This is a genomic window from Bordetella sp. MIP270_01_BMS (genome assembly GCF_054958705.1).
In genome coordinates, this window is the sequence record NZ_CM143297.1 from 3985893 (window position 1) to 4003376 (window position 17484).

Sequence of the window (17484 nt, forward strand, 5' to 3'; positions counted from 1 at the left end):
GTCTTTCATTCTGATAACGGTTTGCGGAACAGGGTCGCGAAATTGCAGGGCCGGTGAGTGCTGTCGAGCTGTTCGCGCAGAATGTGCGTCCAGGCCGTCTCACAGGCATTGTTCGAGCCCGGCAGGCAGAACACCAGGGTATGGTTGGCCATGCCCGCCAGGGCTCGCGACTGGATCGAAGAACTGCCGATCTCGGCAAACGACACCTGGCGGAACAACGCTTCAAAGCCTTCTATTTCTCGGTCGAACAAGGGGCGCACCGCTTCGGGAACGCCATGGCTGTGACCGAAGCCGGTGCCGCCGGACGTGATGATCACCTGCACTTCCGGGTCGGCGATCCAGTCGCTGAGCACGCGGCGGATCTGGTAGAGATTGCTCTTGACGATATCGCGCCGCACGCATTCATGGCCGGCGCGCGCCAGGCTTTCGGCCAGCAGGTTGCCCGAGGTGTCGTCGCCCGCCGTGCGAGTGTCGCTGACCGTGAGCACGGCGCACGCCAGCGAGATGGGTTCTTCGAGGGCTTTCATGAGGCTTCCTTGGGTGTGCCGCCGGCCTCCCAGGCCTGTGTGCGCTGTTCGTCGGCGTCGCGTTGTTCCACCCAGAAGCTGGCCCCCGGACAGGGTCTCGCGCTTCCAGAAGGGCGCGCGCGTCTTCAATGCATCGATCATGTATTCACAGCCGCGGAACGCATCGCCGCGGTGCGCGCTGGCGGCCGCCACGAACACGATCTGGGCGCTGCGCGACAGCGCTCCGACCCGATGCGCGATGAGGGTGCCGGCCAACTGCCATCGCTGGCGCGCCGTATCGGCGATGCCCTCCAGCTCGCGTTCGCACATGCCGGGGTAGTGCTCGAGGAACAGGGTTTCGGTGGCTTGCCCGGGCGCGAAGTCGCGCACGTAACCGGTGAACGTGACGATGGCGCCGGCTTCGCCCCCGACCTGCTCGCGCAGCCGGGCCAACAGGGCCGCGCTGTCGAAGTCGGCTTCCTGGACGATGATCATGGCGTTCAGCCTCCGGTGACCGGTTCGAAGATTGCCACCTCGTCGCCCGGCCGGATGGGGGCCGATGGCTTGGCATGCACCTGGTTGATCGCCAGCTTCAGCCGCGCCGCGGGCGCCAGCTGGGGATAGCGCGCCTGCAGGGCGTCGAGCAATTCGGACCCGGTGGCAGGCTCGGCCAGAGGCCAGGACTCGCTGCGCGTACCGACCAGTTCGGCGACGCGCGCGAAGTACAGCAGGTTAATCGTTGCGCCATTCACCGCTTTTACCTCCTGCCTTGTATTCAAGGCGTACCTGTTCAATGACCATGCCCTTGTCGGCAGCCTTGCACATATCGTATATGGTCAGGGCGGCGACGCTGGCAGCCGTCATGGCTTCCATTTCGACGCCGGTCTTGTATTGCGTGCGGCACGTGGCGCGCACTTCAACCGTATGCGTGGCGTCGTTCAGCGCGAACTCGACTCCCACGAACGAAAGCGGCAGGCTGTGGCACAGCGGGATCAGTTCAGGGCAGCGCTTGGCCGCCAGCACGGCGGCCACCCGCGCGGTATTCAGCACTTCGCCCTTGCCCTGGCCGGGGGCGGTCAGCAAAGCGTAGGCGTGCGCATTCATGCGCACGGCGCCGCGGGCGATGGCCACGCGGTCGGTGGCTGTTTTCTCGCCCACGTCGACCATGCGGATCTGGCCGGATTCATCCAGGTGACTGAGGGCGGAAGAAGACGATGACATGGCAGGCAAATGTTAAGTAATGAAAGATCGGGCCGACATGGGCCGGCGCGGCGACGCTTGCACCCTATGATAGACGAGCTGTGCCACAGGCGCGATAATCCCTTGCCCGTACCAGGAGCTTACGCATGGCCTTCAGAATGCCCAGGTTGAGATTCACTCGGCGTTTCGGAAAAATTCTTGGGGCCATGCTGGCGGTCGTACTCGTACTGATGGGCGTGGCCGCATGGCAGGTGCCCAAGGTGTTGCGCGGCGCGCTCACCCATGACGTGGCCGATCTGCTCGGGCGGCCGGTGCGCGTCGGCGATATCACCTTCAACCCGTTCACGCTCACGGTGCGGGCGAGCGATGTCGCCATCGATCAGCCGGGCGCGTCCGACCCTCTGCTCGCTGTCGCCCGGCTTGAACTCAGCGCATCCTGGATGTCGCTGTTCTGGTTCGCGCCGGTGGTCGACTCGGTCCGCGTGCAAGGGCCTCGCGTGGCCCTGGTGCGCGATGACATCGCGCGATTCAATTTTTCCGATATTCAGCAAAGGCTGGCCGAGCGCGCCGCCGCGCAGCCACAACCCGACGAACCCGATGATGGCGCGCTGCCGCGCTTTTCTTTGAACAATCTGGTGCTGGAAGACGGAAGCATCTCGCTCGACGACAAGGTTACTGGCCGGCAGCAGCAGATCGACCAGATCCTGCTGGGCGTACCCTTCATCTCGACTTTCGGCTATGCCACCGATATCGATGTAGAGCCGCGTGTGCATCTGCGCATCAACGGCAGTCCCTTCGACGTGCACGGCGTTGCCCGTCCGTTCGACGAGGTGCCCGCCTCGACCCTGAACGTGCAGTTCAGCGGACTCGAGCTCGAAAAATGGGCCGACGCCTGGCCCGTACCGCTGCCCGTCAAGATCGAGCGTGCCTTGCTCGACTCCGATTTGCAGATCGTCTTCGAACAACCTCATGGTGCCGCGCCCAAGATGAGGGTGGTGGGCGAGCTCGGTGTGCGCCAGCTTGACGTGCGCGAGAGTTCGGGCGACGCGCTGGTGCAGTTCAGCACATTGAATGTGCGACGCATTGCGCTCGATCCCATGGCGCGGCAATTGGCCATCGGGCAGGTGGAACTGTGGTCGCCCATGGCGCAGACGCGCCGCGACGCCAGCCAGCGCCTGAACTGGGCGCACATTATTGAAGCGCTGCAGGCGCTGGGCGCGTCCCCATCGCCGGAGCCGGGTACACCGGGTTCCGGACCGGCCGCGTCCGCCCGCGCTGCGGCGCTCGAAGCTCCCATGCCGGCCCCCAGCCCGTCCGTGGGCGCGGGCGTCGCCACGGTCGCGGGCCTGCCGTCTGATGCTCCGGCCGTCGCCGCCCGGACGCCTGCCACGTGGCAGGTGTCCGTGGATGCAATCAATGTCCATGACGCCACGCTGCGCTTGCGCGACGCGCCCTTGCAGCTGGACTACAGCCTGGCGGGGGTGGCGGTGACGGTCGAGAATGTCCAGCTGCCCCAGCCCCAGGGCCAGCCGATTCAGGTATGGCTGACCCAGGATGACCTTGCGGGCGACAGCTGGATACGCGCCCATGGCCCGCTGCAGCTCAGCCCGCTCGCGCTCGACCTGGATCTTCGCGCCGCGGGGCTGGATCTGGCTCCGTTCGCTCCGGCACTGCGCAGCCAGGCGCCGATTCAGTTGCTCGGCGGGTCGCTCGGGCTTCAGGCCCGGCTGCGCGTCGCGGACCAGGGCGGGGCCACCGTGGTGTCGGCCACGGGCGTGCAGGCCGGCCTGACCCGCCTTTCAATGCGGGACGAATCTGTGAAGCCGGCCGTGAATCTGGAATTGGGCGAGCTGCGCTTGGCAGCCGAGCGCCTGGCGCTTGACGGCCAGGCCGCGCTCTTCACGCTCGCCGTGCAGGGGCTGCAGGGGTCGGGGCAGCTCGACGTGCAGGGCACGCTGACGCCGCAGCCGCTGGCGCTGCAGGCTCAGATCGATCTGCGCGACCTCGACGTGGCGACGCTGTCGCCCTATGTCGCCTCCAGTCTGAACGCCACTGTGCGCGCGGTGTCGGTGGGCGCACGCGGCGAGGCCGCATTCGCGGTCGCCACCTCCGCCCGGCCGATGAAGGCGGGATGGCGGGGCGGGGTTCAGATCGACGGCCTCGATCTCGCCGACCGCGTCAGTCGCGACGACTTTCTCAAGTGGAAGCGCCTGGGGCTGGCCAATATGCAGGTTTCGGTCGAGGGCGACACCTATGCCGCGAACCTGGGCGATATCAGGCTCGATGATTTCTACGGCCGCGTGGTGCTCAGCCCCGAAGGGCGGCTCAACGTCATGGACCTGGTCGCCGAACCCGGACAGGCCGGCGGTTCCATTACCCAGGATACGCAGACGCGCGGCCGCGCCGCGCGCCAGGCCGACAGCGCGGGCCAGTTGCCTGACATCACCGTGGCCAGCGTCACGCTCAACGGCGGCCGCATGACGTTCACCGACCGGTTCGTGAAGCCCAACTATACGGCCGAGCTGTCGCGCATTGAGGGCGGCCTGTCGTCCGTGTCTTCGCGCAACCCCAAACCTGCCAAGGTCAAGGTCACCGGCCGTGTGTACGGCACCGCGCCGTTGTCCATCAGCGGCAGTGTCCAGCCGTTCGCCGAATACCTGTCGCTGGACCTGAAGGCCTCGGCCAAAGGCGTGGACCTGCCCCGGTTCACGACCTATTCGTCGAAATACGTCGGCTATCCCATCAAGCGCGGCAAGCTGTCACTGGATCTCGAATACAAGCTGAAAGACCGGGCGCTGCAGGCGTCCAACCACGTGGTGCTGAACCAGCTGACGTTCGGCGACAAGACGAACAGCCCCGATGCCACGAAGCTGCCGGTGATGCTCGCGGTGGCGCTGCTGAAAGACAGCCGGGGCAATATCGACATCAATCTGCCCGTGTCCGGTTCGCTGGACGACCCGCAGTTCTCGGTGGGCGGCATCATCGTGCGCGTGCTGGTCAATCTGGTGGCAAAGGCGGTCACTTCTCCTTTTTCGCTCTTGGCTTCGGCTTTTGGCGGCGGCGAAGAGCTTTCCTACATCAACTTCGAACCGGGCAGCGCCACGCTGGCCGCCGACGCCGACGATCGCATCGCCACGCTGGCCCAGGCCCTGAACGACCGCCCGGCACTGAAGCTCGACATCATCGGCCGCGCCGACCCGGACACCGACACGGAAGGGTTGCGCCAGGCCTGGGTAGACCTGCAGATCCGCAAGGAGAAGGCGGCCGACAGCGGCGGGCGCGGCAAGCGCCCGCATCCTTCCACCGTCACCGTGACCGCCGCCGAGCGCGCCCGGTACCTGGAAGATGTCTACTCCGACACCGACATCAAAGACAAGCCCCGCAATTTCATCGGCTTTGCGAAATCTGTACCCCCCGAACAAATGGAGTCCATGTTGCGGCAGGCCGCGCCGGTAGGTGAAGACGATCTGCGGCGCCTGGCCGATGCCCGGGCCCAGGCGGTGTACGAAAAGTTGCAGGAGAGCGGGCCCGCCGATCGCATCTACATTGTGGCGCCCAGTCTGGAAGGCGGCGCGGGCGAGGGCGATGCCGCACCGTCGCGCGTCGATTTCGCCCTGAAATAGACCCTTGGAAGCGGCGCTGCGGCGCCGCCGCCGGCTTGCGCTGGCGCAGGCGTTCGCTGGCGGGGCGCCAGAGCCTGTGGGCGCGCGGCTGGGACGCCGCCGCCGCCGGGCTGGGCCGCCGGCGCCATCGACAGGCCGCTATCGTGGCCGCGACGTCCACGCGCCGTGCCGGCATGTGCTCATCATGCGCTCAGCGCTCTACACCCGGGCGGGGGGCCGGCCCGCCGGGGTGGCAGTCGCGCGATATCCGACCGGGCAATGGATTTTCCGGGCAGCGCGGTGCGAGTGCGTCCGCCCCGAATTGGCAGACAGGCACTATGATGATGGGTTGGCGGGCAAGTCCGCCCGCGTCTTTCAGCCTGATCCGGAGAATAACCATGACCATCAAAGTCGGTGATCGCGTGCCCGACGGCACCCTGACCGAATTTTTCGATACCGAAGCTGGCGGCTGCTCGCTCGGCCCCAACAACTTCCAGGTCGCCGACCTCGTCAAGGGCAAGACCATTGCCGTGTTTGCCGTGCCGGGCGCCTTCACGCCGACCTGCTCGGCCAAGCACCTGCCCGGCTATGTCGAACAGGCACAGGCCCTGAAAGACAAGGGTGTGGACGAAATCTGGTGCGTGGCCGTGAACGACGCCTTCGTCATGGGCGCCTGGGGCCGCGAGCAGAACACCGCCGGCAAGGTGCGCATGCTTGCCGACGGTTCGGCCCACTGGACCCGCGCGCTGGGTCTGGAGCTCGACCTCGACGCGCGCGGCATGGGCGTTCGCTCGCAGCGCTATTCGGCACTGCTGCAAGATGGCGTGGTCAAGCAGTTGAACATCGAAGCGCCCGGCAAGTTTGAAGTCAGCGACGCCGCCACGATGCTGTCGCAGATCTAGCGTATTGTTGTGTCCTCGCCGTGGGCGCATCGTGCGCCGCGCGGCGCCGTCCCTGCGGCGGCACCCCTCTGCATCCCATGCTCACCACCATTTCTTCCTTTTCGTCGCTGTACCTGGCGACACTGCTGATGCTCATCGGCACGGGCTTGTTCAATACTTACATGGGGCTGCGGCTGACCGCCGAGTCGGTCAGCGAAATCTGGATCGGCGCGCTGATCGCCGGCTACTACCTTGGGCTGGTGTGCGGCGCGCGCATGGGGCACAAGCTGATCATACGCGTGGGGCATATCCGCGCCTTTGTTGCCTGCGCCGCGATTGCCACCAGCATGATCCTGGCCCAGATGCTGGTCGACTACATGCCGGTGTGGCTGCTGTTCCGCCTGGTGTCGGGCATCGTCATGGTGACCGAACTGATGGTCATCGAAAGCTGGCTGAATGAACAAACCGAAAACCACCAGCGTGGCCGGGTCTTTTCGGTCTACATGGTCGTCTCGGGGCTGGGCACGGTGCTGGGGCAGTTGGCACTGACCGCCTACGCCACGCTGGACGACGGGCCGCTGACGCTGGTTGCCGCCTGCATGGTGCTGTGCCTGGTGCCCATCGCCGTGACGGCCCGTTCCCACCCCCCCACGCCGCTGCCCGCGCCGCTGGACCTGAAGTTTTTCTTCCGGCGCGTGCCCCTGTCCATGACGGTGCTGTTCGTGGCCGGCAATCTGTCGGGCGCGTTCTACGGACTGGCGCCCGTCTACGCCGCCAAGTTCGGCATGACCACCTCACAGGCCGCGATCTTCGTGGCCGCCGGCGTCACGGCGGGCCTGCTCTCGCAATGGCCCATCGGTTGGCTGTCCGACCGCATCAACCGCGCCGGCCTGATCCGCTTCAACGCGCTGCTGCTGGTCGTGTTGCCTGCCGCCATGTGGGGATGGCTAACCTTGCCGTTCTGGCTGCTGGTGGTGCTGTCATCCGTTTTCGGCGTGCTGCAATTCACGCTGTACCCGCTGGGCGCTGCCTTTGCCAACGACCACGTCGAGCCGGAACGCCGCGTCGGCCTCAGTGCCATCCTGCTCATGACCTACGGCGTGGGCGCCTGCCTGGGCCCCATGGTGGCGGGCGTGCTGATGTCATGGGCCGGTCCCAGCATGTACTACGTGTTCGTATCGGTATGCGCTCTGATCCTGGTCTGGCAGGTGCGGCCCGCGCGTGTGACCGGCGCGCACCAGGTGGACGAGGCGCCGGTGCACTTCGTGCCGCTGCCCGACAACCTGCAGAGCTCGCCGGCCGCCGCGGCGCTGGACCCGCGTGTGGATCCCGACGTGGACGTCACCATGGAAATGGCGTCGCCTGATCCCGACGTGGTGCAGGCGCCTGAACCCACGGCATACCCCTCAGGGCCCGTGGACGTGCATGTCGACACGGCGGCTCCGCCTTCGGCCGAGCCCCGCGAGGACCTTTCCCCTACGGCATCATCAGCAGAATGGCGGCCACCGCCAGCCCCAGGCCCAGCAGGTTCAAGCGGCTGAGCGGCTCGCGAAAAGCCAGCGCCCCCACCACGGTGCCCAGGGCGATGACGCCCATGTTCATGGCCGAGAACACCAGCGCGGGGTTGTCCGGCAGCAGCTGGTGCGCGCGGATGTAGGTGACGATGTTGCCGAAATTCGCCACGCCCAGCACCACCCCGGCCATCAGGTGGCGGGGTTGCCAGGTGACCCGCCGCGCCGCCAGATAGGCCGTCATGCATACGCCCGCCAGCACGAAGGCCAGCAGCAGGGCGCCCGAGAAAGCGGCGCCGGCGCGGGCCATCTGTTTGAACAGAATATCCACCAGGCCATATGCCAGCCAAACCCCCAGGGGCCATAGCCATGCGCTGCCTGCCGGCGTGCCGGCCGTCGCGGCCTCGGCGCCGCGTCGGCGGAGCACGCAGAACAGCGCCGTGAACGCCAGTGCAATGGCCACGGCCTTGCGTGCGGTGATCGATTCGCCAAATATCAGGAACGCCGCCAGCAGGGGCAGTAACAGCGAAAGCCGCTGCGCTGCGTCGCTGCGCACGATGCCTGCATGGCGTACGGATTGCGCCATTGCCATGAAGCCGCTCGGCAGCAGCACGCCCAGCGTTATCAGCATGCCCCACGACTGCGCGGCCGATGCCAGCTGGTCTGCAGCCGGCCGCAACACCAAGCAGCTGAGCGCTGCGGTCACCGCGTAATTGGCGGCAATGGCCTGCCGCACGTCGATGGCGTACCTGCGCGCCAGTTTCAGCAGCACGGCCACCGTGACGCTGAAGGCCACGCTCGCCAGCAGATACAGCATGCCCGGCGCTGGCGCGATCATCCGCGCGCATCCTGGCCGGCGCGCGCGACGCCCGGGTCGGGGTGCATGCCGAGTCTGCCGAGCAGCCGCTGGTCGGCCTCGACCTGCGGGTTGCCGGTGGTCAGCAGCTGGTCACCGCTGAACCAGGAATTCGCGCCTGCCAGAAAGCATAGCGCCTGGAGTGTGTCGCTCATCGTTTCGCGCCCTGCGGACAGCCGCACGCGCGCCAACGGCATGGCGATGCGCGCCACGGCGATGGTGCGCACGAACTCGAACTCGTCCAGCGGCTCGGTCCCGGCCAGGGGCGTGCCCGCCACCGGTACAAGGTGGTTGATGGGCACCGACTCGGGATAGGGGTCCAGGCTGGCCAGCTGTGCGATCAGCCCGGCGCGGTGGCGCCGCGACTCGCCCATTCCCACGATGCCGCCGCAACATACCTTGAGGCCGGCGGCGCGCACGTCCTGCAGCGTATCCAGCCGGTCCTGGTAGGTGCGGGTGGAGATGATGGCGCCGTAGAACTCGGGCGAGGTATCAAGGTTGTGGTTGTAGTAATCGAGCCCGGCCTCCTTGAGCTGAGCGGCCTGCCCTCCGCGCAGCATGCCCAGCGTGACGCAGGTCTCGAGACCCAGCGCCTTCACGGCGCGAACCATCTCGGCCACCTCATCCAGATGGTGCGGCTTGGGGCTGCGCCACGCCGCGCCCATGCAGAATCGCTGGGCACCCGCGGCCTGCGCGGCGCGGGCGGCGCGCAACACGTCTTCCAGGGGCATCAGCTTGTCGGCCGCGATACCCGTGTCGTAATGCGCCGACTGCGGGCAGTACCCGCAGTCTTCCGGACAGCCGCCGGTCTTGATCGACAGCAGGCTCGAAAGCTGGATTGCGTTCGCATCGAAATGCTGACGATGAATTTGCTGTGCCCGGTAGAGCAGATCGGCGAAGGGCAGTTCATACAGGGCCAGGATGTCATCCGGCTGCCAGGCGAGCGGGGTGCGGACGGCGGCTCGGGCGATGGCGGATACGGGTACGGATGTCGTGTGCATGGCGATCCTTCATGGGCAAGTCGGCACAGTGGGTCTGCGGATCGGCGGATCGTAAGAACTCGGATGCTCGAAATGCAACGACCGAAATTGGCGGAATGTTGGCGGGTTTTGACAGTCGATGGATGAAGATGGCGGGGTGTTGATGCAACCCTGTCGTCAACACATGCCGATCTGCAGCGATGCTGCAGCGTCTCTTTTTTGAAACCAAAAGTAAATTCGCGGGCGCCTTGCCCGTTGCGGCTGCGGAACGCTGCCGCCGGCACCCATCATTTTTATTGATGGATGCCCTCATCCGTTCCTATTACCACCCTGGGCTAACGGCCGCTTACGATGGCTCACCTGACCGGCGAGCCGGGACATATAACAAGACAGGAGACCAGGATGAAGACCAGGGCTGATGGCCAATGGCGGGCCGCGCGCGACGAAACGCCAGACGCAGGGCGCCGCAGATGGCTGGGAGGAGCCGCCGCACTGCTGGGCACGCTTCCGATGGCCGGGCTTGCACGGGCCGAGAGCTTTCCCCAGCGGCAACTTAGCCTGGTCGTGCCTTTCGTGCCAGGGGGGCCCGTCGACATGGCGGGCCGTGCGATCGGCGAGCCGCTGAGCCAGCAACTCGGGCGACCTGTCGTGGTCGTGAACAAGGGCGGGGCAGGCGGAAATATTGGCGCGGAAGACGTGGCGCGCAGCCAGCCCGACGGATACACGATGCTGCTGGCGCTGGACTCCATCCTGACGGTCAACCCATATTTCTACCGGAAAGGTGCGGCCCAGGGCGCGCCCGCGCTGGCGCCGATCGGCATGGTGGGCGAGTTGTCCAGTGTGCTGGTCGTCAATTCGCGCTCGCCCATCAAGACGGCAGCCGAATTCCTTGAATACGGACGGCGACAGAACCTGACCGCCGGCTCTGGCGGCAACGCCACCGCGGGCCATCTCTACGCCGAGCAGCTCAAGCGCGACTTCGGCGTCCAGCTGACTCATGTGCCCTACAAAGGTCTGAGTCCCGCCGTGCAGGATCTGCTGGCCGGCAACATCGATTGCATCGTGGCCCTGATTCCGGGCGTGCTGCCGCATATACGCGCGGGTTCCTTGCGCGCATTGGGACTGACCTCGGCCCGTCCGCAAGTGCTGCTGCCCGATGTGCGGCCCTTGTCGGAGCAGGGCTTGTCCGGTTTCACAGGCGCATCCTGGCTGGCGCTGATGACGCCCGATGGCGTCCCGTCGGCTGTTGCGTCGAAGTTGTCCCACAGTCTGTCGACGGTATTGCGCGAGCCACGCGTGATCGAGCGCCTGCAGGCCGTCGGCATCGATCCGTTTTACGCGGATGCCGCCCAGGTGCGCGAGCGCATTGCCAGCGAAAGCGCGCAATGGTCGGCGCTGATGGGCGGCATTCAGCCATCCCCACAGAGTTGAGAGCACGATGTCCACCGCACAGAAACCGAATTTCCTGTACCTGATGGCCGACCAGCTGACGGCCTTTGCGTTGCGCATGTATGGCAACGGCGTGTGCCGCACGCCCAATCTGGACCGTCTGGCGGCGCGCTCGACGCGCTACGTCAATACGTACTGCAACTTTCCGTTGTGCGCGCCGTCGCGCGTGGCCATGCTGACCGGACGACTGCCCAGTTCCGTGGGGGTGTACGACAACGCCTCGGAATTTTCCGCCGAGGTCCCTACCTTCCTGCACCACCTGACCCTGGCCGGCTACTCGACCATACTGTCTGGCAAGATGCATTTTGTGGGCCCCGACCAGCACCACGGTTTCCAGGAACGCCTGACCACCGACATCTACCCCTCGGACTTCGGCTGGACGCCGGACTGGCGCGAGGAAATACCCATCGCGCCTACCGGCATGAACATGCGCAGTGTGATCGAGGCCGGCGAATGCCGCCGCAGCATGCAGATCGACTACGACGATGATGTGGTGTATCGCGGCGTGCAGAAGATCTATGACCTGGGCCGCCTGCACCGCGACCGGCCGTTCTTCCTGGCGGTGTCGATGACGCACCCGCACAACCCGTACGTTTCGACCCGCGATTTTCTCGACTTGTATTCGGCGGCCGACATCGATATGCCGGCCGTGCCGCCCATTCCGTTCGACCGCCAGGATCCCCACAGCCAGCGTCTCTGGTACATGTTCCGGCAGGATGAATACGACGTGCACGACGGACATGTGCGCGCCGCGCGGCACGCCTACTATGCAATGGTCAGTTATGTCGACGCGCAGGTTGGCCGGCTGCTGGATGCGCTGCAGGCCATGGACCTGGACGATTCCACGGTGGTGGTTTTCACGTCTGACCATGGCGACATGCTGGGCGAACGCGGCCTTTGGTACAAGTGGGTGCACTTCGACCCCGCGGTGCGCATTCCCTTGCTGATTTCGGTGCCGGGCCGCGCCCAGCCGGCGGTGCGCCACGATCTCACTTCGCTGGTGGACATATTCCCGACCATACTGGACCTGGCCGGCGTGTCGGCGCCAGTGGAAGGCTCGCATCCGCTGGATGGGCGCTCACTGGCCGGCGAACTGGGCGTCTCCCAGGAAGGACCCGCCGGCGTGGCGTATGGCGAAATGAACGGCGAAGGCGCGCATGCGCCCTGCCTGATGGTGCGCCAGGGGTGGTGGAAGCTGGTCGTGGCCGAGGGTGATCCTCCACAGCTGTATGACCTGCAGCACGACCCGCGCGAACTGAACAATCTGGCCGGCACGGCAGCGGTGCGCGACATCGAACAGCAGCTCGCCGCGCTGGCGCGACAGAAATGGAATGCTGGCGAACTGCACCGGAAGATCCTGCACAGCCAGGCGCGACGCCGCCTGGTGCAGCAAAGCCGCCTGAGCGGCGAATTCCCGGCCTGGGACTTCCAGCCGTTCACCGACGCCAGCCGCCAGTACGTGCGGGCCGGCGCGCTATCGAGCCCATCGGTCGTGAAAGGCAAGCTGCGCTATCCGCCGGTCGAGCCGGTGGCGCCGCAGCATCCGCGGGGCGTCAAGGCTCCCGCGCCCGGAAAATAAGGAGAAGAAGATGAAGCGACGTACCTTGCTGCAAGGCGCTCTGGCGGGCGCCGCCTGTCTGGGGCTGGGCCTCCCGGCGCGCGCCGGGCAGTTTCCCGACCGGCCGCTGCAGTGGATCGTGCCCTACCCGCCGGGCGGCGCGACCGATTCCGTGGCGCGTGCCGTCGCCGCCTCCATGAGCGAGCAACTGGGCCAGCCGGTGATCATCATCAACCGCCCGGGCGGCGCTACCAATATCGGCACCGAGGCGGCCATCAAGGCTCCGCCCGACGGGCATACGCTGTTGCTCGCGGTGCCGCCCCTGGTGGTCAACCCGGCGCTGTACCCGCAACTGAGTTACCAGCCCCTGCGCGACATGCAGGCCGTCGGCCTGGTGGCGCTCAATCCCAATGTGCTGGTGGTGCCCGCGGACTCGCCGTTCCAGACCCCGCAGCAATTGTTCGAGGCGGCACAGGCCAGTCCCGATACCATCACGATCGGATCGCCCGGCATCGGCACGGTGCCGCACCTGGTCAGCCTGCTGATCGGGCAGGAAATGAACGTGCGGGTAGTGCCGGTTCCTTATAAAGGCAGCGCGGCCCTGATGCCCGACCTCGTCAGCGGCCGCGTGTCGGCGGCGATGGACAACCTGTATGCGCAGGTGGCTTCGGTGCGCGATGGCAGGGTGCGCGCGCTGGCCACACTGGGCGACCGCCGCTCGCCGCTGCTGCCGGACGTGCCCAGCATGACCGAGCTGGGCCTGAGCCAGCTGGCCGGCATGGGCTGGATCGGCGTCGTGGCGCACAGCGGCGTCGAACCGGCGCGCATCGCCCGGCTCGAGCAGGCCGTGGTGCGCGCCTCGCGCGACCCCGGCATTGCAAACCGCCTGGAAGCCATGGGGCTCATGGTGGTGGGGCAGGGGCGCGAACCCTTCCAGCAGCGTCTGCAGGCCGAAGCGGAACTCTGGCAGGGCACGGTGCGACGGGCCGGCGTGACCGTGGCGTAGGGAGGCCCGGCGGGTCGCAAAGATGCGCTATGCGATGGCGGCTCCGGCGTGGAGCGGACCGTTCAGCATGTGGCTCCAGACCGAACAATCTGCGCAGTCGCTCACAGAGTGCCGGGCGCGCCGCCCCGCCAGTCGATCGCGGCCAGCGAATGGCCACCCGCCAGCAAGGCGGGCGTCGCGCGCGGCTGCTTGGTCCGGGCCAGGACCAGGTACAGGCGCGAGCGGCCGCGAGGAAGGGCGAGTACCTCCCGTTCAGTCGCGCGCCAGTTCTTCTCGCAGGCGCTGTTCTATGTTGCGGGCTTCCGCCTGCATCAGCGCCAGCACTTCGTCCCGGCGCGGCAGTTGCAGGCGGCTGCGCAGCGCGGCGATGGACACCGCGCCGCAAACCTGCCCCCGCGGTTCGCGTATGGCCACGGCCAGCCCGGCCATTTCCGGCAGCATCATTCCGTCGTTGAGTGCGTAGCCTTGCTGTCGCGTCTGCAAAACCTGGCGCCACAAGGCTTCCGGTTCGTAATTGGGATTGGCCTGCAGGTCGGCCCGATTGCGATCTATGCTGGCCCGGCATTCGTCGTCTTCAAGCGCGGCCAGCAACGCCAGGCTGCCCGCGCCCAGGCCCAGAGGGCGGAAGTCGCCCACTTTGAGTGTCAGGGTACGGATGGGGAAATCGCCTATCCGTCGCGCCACGCAGATACTGTGATCGCCATTGCGGGTCGACAGGTGCACTGTGTCGCTGGTCTGCTGCGCCAGCCGTTCCAGGCTGGGTAGGGCAATACGCACGATGTCAAAGCGCGCGCCCGCCGCCAGTCCCATCTGGTAGAAGCGGAACGAAGGGGTGAACAGGCGCGCGCCGGCGTCGTAGTCAATCATTCCTGCATTGCGCAGCCCGGTCAGCAGGCGGTGCGCGGTGGGGCGTTTCAGGCCGGCCAACTGCGCCGCATCGCCGAGGGTGACGCCTGCCCGCGCGTGCCGCACCACGATGTCCAGCAGGGCCAGTGCGCGGTCGAGACTTTGAGTGACGGAACTGCCGCCGCGGGCCTCATCGGCGTCGGCGGGTGGGGATTCTTGCGTCATGGGAGCAAGTCCTTTTCCAAGAACGTCTCATTAAATGAAATGAGTCCGCGTAAATGATGGGGAAAATCCCTGAATTCGTTCCATATTCTATTCTCATGTCTCGATTGCAGAGATAGGATGCGCCCAAACGTGGCAAGCATTCCCGCGCCACACGAACTTACAGGACCCGCATCCATGTCTAGCTGCCAGACACCTGCCGACAATTCGCCAACCGTGCTGTCCATGTCCGGGGGCGAGGCCATTGTGCGCATCATCCAGGCCTTCCATGGCGGCCCCATGTTCGGGATGGGCGGCTTCCAGCTGCTGCCCCTGTACGAGGCAGCGCGCCGCCTGGAGATGCCCCATCACCTGATTCACGACGAACGCAACGCCGTTTTCCTGGCAGACGCTTATGCCAAGGCGACCGGGCGCGTCGGACTGGCCGACGCCACGGTCGGTCCCGGCGCCACCAATATGGTGACCGCGCTCACCGAGGCGCTGAACGCCGGCAGTTCCCTGGTCTGCGTGGTGGGCAACACGCATCGCGAGCATTCCTGGAAAAACATGACGCAGGAAAGCCGCCAGGTCGAGATTCTGCGGCCCGCGTGCAAGGAATTGATCCGCGTTGAGATGGTGTCGCGCATTCCCGAATTGATGCGACGCGCGTTTGCCGTGGCCACGACGGGTCGCCCGGGGCCGGTGGTGGTGGACGTGCCGGAAGACATCATGCACGACACTTACGAGTTCGCGGCATCCGACTTCGTCGTCGATGCTCGTTACGAAGCTGCGCCAGCCTTGCGCACGCGCCCCGCGGGCGACGACCTGGCGCGTGCCGCAGAGATGCTGGCGCAAGCCCGGCGCCCGCTGGTATTGGCTGGCGGCGGCGTACACATCTCGGGTGCCGCCGAGGCCCTGACCGCCTTCTCGCAAGCCCTGAATTTGCCGGTGGCGCACACGCTGACCGGCAAGGGGGCCATCGCCTGCAATACGCCGCTCAACGCAGGCCTGTTCGGACGCTATGACCGCATCGCCAACAAGCTGATCGAAGAATCGGATGTGTTGCTGGTGGTGGGCTGCAAGCTCGGTGAAATCGCCACCAAGCGCTACACCGTCCCCGGCGCCGGCAAGCGGATCATTCACCTGGACATTGTTGCCGAAGAAATGGGCCGCACCCTGTCGCCTGAAATCATGCTGTGGGGCGACGCCCGGCTGGGCATCCAGGATCTGCACGAAGCCTTGCGCGATCGGGCCGCCGGCATACACGCGCGCCAGCAAGACTACGCTGCCGACGTCGGGCGCCGCATGCAGGCCTGGCGCGAGTCTGTCGCCGACAGGTTGTTGTCGGATGAAAAGCCGATCAACGTCGCCCGCCTGCTGACCGAAATCCAGAAAGTGCTGCCCGCAGACGGCGCGCTGGTCGCCGATGGCGGCTTCGCGGCCCATTGGGGCGGACTGCTGTTCGACACCCAGGCAGCGGGCCGTCACTTCATTCCCGACCGCGGCTTCGCGTCCATCGGCTACGGTCTGCCGGGCGCCATGGGCGTGGCGCTGGGGCGCCCCGGCAAACCCGTCATCAGCCTGACGGGCGACAGCGGTTTCTGCATGGTGCTGGGCGATCTGGAGACCGCGCGGCGCCTGGCCCTGGATATTGTCATCGTCGTCGTCAACAACGCGGCTTCGGGATACGTGAAAGCGCTGCAGCATCTGATGTACGGGCCGCAAAGCTATCTGTCATCGGATCTGGAAGAGGTGGACTTCGCACGCGTCGCGCAGGCCATGGAGTGCACGGGTATACGGGTCGAAGACCCTGACCAGCTCGAGCCCGCATTGCGCCGCGCGCTTTCCACGCCCGGCCCGGTGGTGGTCGACGTCGTGGTGACCCGTGATCCGGCCCGCATGCTGCCCGGCGTGGACAACCGCGCCGCCGTGATCCGCAAGGGGGATCGAATTGCCTGAGGCAGCAGCGAAGCCTGCCGTGGCGTCACCCGTCGCCGCGCGCGTGGCCTGCGTGGGCCTGGGCATGATGGGCGGCCCCATGGCGGCACACATGGCGGCGCACGGCTATGCGGTGCATGGCGTGGATCTGAATCCCGACGCGCTGCGCCGTCTGGTCGAGTGCGGCGGCCATGCCGCCGGCAGCCCGGCCGAGGCTGCGCGGGCCGCGCAGTTCGCCGTGGTTGTCGTCAACGATGCGCGGCAGGCGGATGCCGTATTATCCGGCTCCGGCGGTTTGCTTGAAACCTTGCCGGCCGGCGCGGCGCTGTGGCTGGCCTGCACCGTGGGCCCCGACTATGCCCGCGGCCTGGCGCGCGAGCTGGAGCAACGGGGAATACTGATGCTGGACGGTCCGGTCAGCGGCGGGGCGCTCAACGCACGCCGAGGTTCGCTGTCCGTGCTGGCCGGCGGCAGCCGCGAGGCTTTGGCGGCGTTGGGCCCTCTGATGCAGACTTGCGCGACGCGCATCCATCATGTGGGCGAGGCCGGCGCAGGGTCCACCGTGAAGATGATCAACCAGGTGCTGGTCGCCTCGCATATTGCCCTGACGGCTGAAGCACTGGCCCTGGGCCAGAAGGCGGGCGTCGACCTGCCGCAGCTCGTCCAGGCGGTGCGCGACAGCTCGGGCAATTCCGTGATGTTCGACAAGCGCGCGATGCGCATGGTCGAGGCCGATCACGAAGCCCAGGCCACCGTGGCCGTTTTCCTGAAGGACCTGGACATTGCGCTGGGGGCGGCGGCCTCGCTCGAGCAGGCCACGCCGATGGCGAGGGCCGCGCGCCAGGTGTTCGGCCTGGCCCGGTCGCAAGGCCTGGCCAGCGCCAGCGATACGCGCCTGTTCGATGTCTATCGCCAGATGACGGCCTTGCCGTCGTTCGAAGGAGCCTGAA

14 protein-coding genes and 1 pseudogene are annotated in these 17484 nt (G+C 66.6%); 8 read left to right on the top strand and 7 right to left on the bottom strand.

Translation table 11 applies throughout. The annotated features are described in order from the left end of the window. Positions 1-5: 5 nt before the first annotated feature. From moaB to moaC, 4 genes and pseudogenes are all read right to left on the bottom strand, one after another. Positions 6-527, bottom strand: a complete 522-nt coding sequence (gene moaB / locus ACV17W_RS18735) for a molybdenum cofactor biosynthesis protein B (protein ID WP_462593864.1) — start codon at positions 525-527, stop codon at positions 6-8. Further along, positions 524-1010, bottom strand: a pseudogene (locus ACV17W_RS18740) (molybdenum cofactor biosynthesis protein MoaE). Before ACV17W_RS18740 ends, moaB begins: the two are co-directional and overlap by 4 nt. After that, on the bottom strand, positions 1007-1258 hold the full coding sequence (locus tag ACV17W_RS18745) for a MoaD/ThiS family protein (protein ID WP_462593865.1): 252 nt from the start codon (positions 1256-1258) through the stop codon (positions 1007-1009). The pseudogene ACV17W_RS18740 and the gene ACV17W_RS18745 overlap by 4 nt, the downstream one beginning before the upstream one ends. After that, the gene (gene moaC / locus ACV17W_RS18750) at positions 1239-1727 is read right to left on the bottom strand and encodes a cyclic pyranopterin monophosphate synthase MoaC (protein ID WP_462593866.1); all 489 of its coding nucleotides are present in this window, start codon (positions 1725-1727) and stop codon (positions 1239-1241) included. Before moaC ends, ACV17W_RS18745 begins: the two co-directional genes overlap by 20 nt. Before the next feature lie 125 nt (positions 1728-1852). Here moaC and ACV17W_RS18755 point away from each other — a divergent pair, with 125 nt between their 5' ends. The 3 genes from ACV17W_RS18755 (at position 1853) to ACV17W_RS18765 (ending at position 7730) form a co-directional block, all read left to right on the top strand. Beyond that, positions 1853-5329: a DUF748 domain-containing protein gene (locus ACV17W_RS18755; protein ID WP_462593867.1), complete on the top strand. Its 3477-nt coding sequence runs from the start codon at positions 1853-1855 to the stop codon at positions 5327-5329. Positions 5330-5706: 377 nt separating this feature from the next. Next, positions 5707-6210 (top strand): redoxin family protein, encoded by a 504-nt coding sequence (locus tag ACV17W_RS18760; RefSeq protein WP_462593868.1) that lies wholly within the window; start codon positions 5707-5709, stop codon positions 6208-6210. Positions 6211-6287: 77 nt separating this feature from the next. Continuing rightward, the gene (locus tag ACV17W_RS18765; RefSeq protein ID WP_462593869.1) at positions 6288-7730 is read left to right on the top strand and encodes an MFS transporter; all 1443 of its coding nucleotides are present in this window, start codon (positions 6288-6290) and stop codon (positions 7728-7730) included. On the opposite strand, the gene ACV17W_RS18770 is transcribed toward ACV17W_RS18765, so the two are convergent. Together ACV17W_RS18770 and bioB are read right to left on the bottom strand one after the other, a co-directional pair. After that, positions 7666-8538: an EamA family transporter gene (locus ACV17W_RS18770; protein WP_462593870.1), complete on the bottom strand. Its 873-nt coding sequence runs from the start codon at positions 8536-8538 to the stop codon at positions 7666-7668. The genes ACV17W_RS18765 and ACV17W_RS18770 overlap by 65 nt on opposite strands. Then, positions 8535-9557, bottom strand: a complete 1023-nt coding sequence (gene bioB, locus ACV17W_RS18775) for a biotin synthase BioB (protein WP_462593871.1) — start codon at positions 9555-9557, stop codon at positions 8535-8537. Before bioB ends, ACV17W_RS18770 begins: the two co-directional genes overlap by 4 nt. Positions 9558-9938: 381 nt before the next feature. Here bioB and ACV17W_RS18780 point away from each other — a divergent pair, with 381 nt between their 5' ends. The 3 genes from ACV17W_RS18780 to ACV17W_RS18790 are packed head-to-tail and all read left to right on the top strand — an operon-like array spanning position 9939 to position 13549. Further along, on the top strand, positions 9939-10967 hold the full coding sequence (locus ACV17W_RS18780; RefSeq protein ID WP_462593872.1) for a Bug family tripartite tricarboxylate transporter substrate binding protein: 1029 nt from the start codon (positions 9939-9941) through the stop codon (positions 10965-10967). Between the two features lie 7 nt (positions 10968-10974). After that, the gene (betC, locus tag ACV17W_RS18785; protein WP_462593873.1) at positions 10975-12564 is read left to right on the top strand and encodes a choline-sulfatase; all 1590 of its coding nucleotides are present in this window, start codon (positions 10975-10977) and stop codon (positions 12562-12564) included. A 10-nt stretch (positions 12565-12574) separates the two neighbouring features. Then, on the top strand, positions 12575-13549 hold the full coding sequence (locus ACV17W_RS18790) for a Bug family tripartite tricarboxylate transporter substrate binding protein (protein ID WP_462593874.1): 975 nt from the start codon (positions 12575-12577) through the stop codon (positions 13547-13549). Positions 13550-13801: 252 nt separating this feature from the next. Here ACV17W_RS18790 and ACV17W_RS18795 read toward each other — a convergent pair whose 3' ends face one another. Beyond that, a complete protein-coding gene (locus tag ACV17W_RS18795) occupies positions 13802-14620 on the bottom strand; it encodes an IclR family transcriptional regulator (RefSeq protein WP_462593875.1) in 819 nt (272 codons plus the stop codon). Between the two features lie 174 nt (positions 14621-14794). On the opposite strand from ACV17W_RS18795, the gene ACV17W_RS18800 reads away from it, so the two are divergent. Then, a complete protein-coding gene (locus tag ACV17W_RS18800; protein WP_462593876.1) occupies positions 14795-16555 on the top strand; it encodes a thiamine pyrophosphate-binding protein in 1761 nt (586 codons plus the stop codon). A gap of 19 nt (positions 16556-16574) precedes the next feature. Beyond that, a complete protein-coding gene (locus ACV17W_RS18805; RefSeq protein ID WP_462593877.1) occupies positions 16575-17483 on the top strand; it encodes an NAD(P)-dependent oxidoreductase in 909 nt (302 codons plus the stop codon). Position 17484 lies beyond the last annotated feature (1 nt).